Source organism: Marivita cryptomonadis, from assembly GCF_002115725.1.
GTDB classification, from domain to species: Bacteria; Pseudomonadota; Alphaproteobacteria; order Rhodobacterales; family Rhodobacteraceae; genus Marivita; species Marivita cryptomonadis.
Window position 1 is genome coordinate 1 of sequence record NZ_JFKD01000069.1, and the last position, 1,375, is coordinate 1,375.

Annotated in this window: 1 pseudogene; it reads left to right on the top strand. The window is 62.2% G+C overall.

Features of this window, described 5'->3' with window-relative positions:
- Positions 1-112 precede the first annotated feature (112 nt).
- Positions 113-1,375: pseudogene (locus MCRY_RS22280) on the top strand (DUF4158 domain-containing protein); the annotation flags it as partial.

Genomic DNA, 1,375 nt, shown 5'->3' on the forward strand with positions numbered 1-1,375 from the left:
TCTGAGGATGTGTCCCAGTTGAACCCCCTCGGAATTTGGCCTTGCAAGCCTTTGATATTGCTGGTGCGGATTTTGTCCTGAACAGACTAATGACTAACAAGGACAAGGCCACATGCCAAGACGCTCTATTCTGACCGCGCGCCAACGCGCGGCGCTGCTCGACCTTCCGAAAGACGAAGCCGGCATCCTCCACCACTACACGCTGTCGGATCATGACATCGAAATCATTCGGACCCGTCGCCATGCACGCAATCGCCTCGGCTTTTCTCTTCAGCTTTGTGCGTTCCGGTATCCTGGCCGACTGTTGGTGTCGGGTGAGGTCATTCCGGAGGCCGTCAGTCGCTTCATCGCCGCACAGCTTGGCGAAGAGATGGATGAGCTTTCCCATTACGCTGAGACCGACGTAACGCGGCGAAGGCATCTGGTCGACTTGCGCCAAGCCTACGGCTTCAGGATGTTCTCCGGTCACCGCGCACGCGAGCTGAAGGCCTGGCTTGCGGGTGAGGCGGAGAACGCGACTACCAACCATGATTTTGCCCGCCGATTTGTCGATGAGTGCCGCCGGACCAGAACCATCCTGCCGGGCGTGTCCGTGATCGAGCACCTCTGCGCGGATGCGCTGGTCGCGGCGGAACGTCGGATCGATAGCGCCATCGTAGCCCGGCTGGATGAGCCGATGAAAGCCCGCCTTGATGCCCTGCTTACGGATATGGTCGAGGGCAAGGTCAGCCGGTTCGTCTGGCTGCGCCAATTCGAGGTGGGTCAGAACTCGGCCGATGCCAGTCGCCTGCTCGACCGGCTGGAATTTCTGCATCAGATGAACCTGTCGCCTGACATCCTTTCGGGCATTCCACCCCATCGGGTGACCCGCCTGCAGCGTCAGGGGGAACGCTATTTTGCCCCCTCTCGTGACATCGCGTTGCGATGCACTGCCGGGCAGTGGATGGCCTGCGCGACATCAGCAGTGATCGCCGCCTGGCCATCCTCGCGGTCTGCGCGGTCGCATGGCGTGCGGCGCTTGCGGACGCGGTCATCGAGACCCACGATCGGATCGTGGGCAAGACATGGCAGGGTGCCAAGAAGCTCTGCGATGCCAAGATCGCTGACGCAAAGACGGCGGTGCAGGACACCCTGCGCGTCTTCAAATCCCTTGGTGCCGCCTTGCTCGACGCCAGAAGCGATGGCGCGCCCTTGGATCAGGCGACGGAACTGGCCTGCGGGTGGGAACGGCTTGAAGGCTTGGTGGCCATCGCCGCCGAGTTGACGGACACGATGGCCGCTGACCCCTTGGCGCATGTTGGCCAAGGCTATCACCGGTTCCGGCGCTATGCCCCGCGCATGCTGCGCGCGTTGGATATCCAGGCGGCGGGTGTCG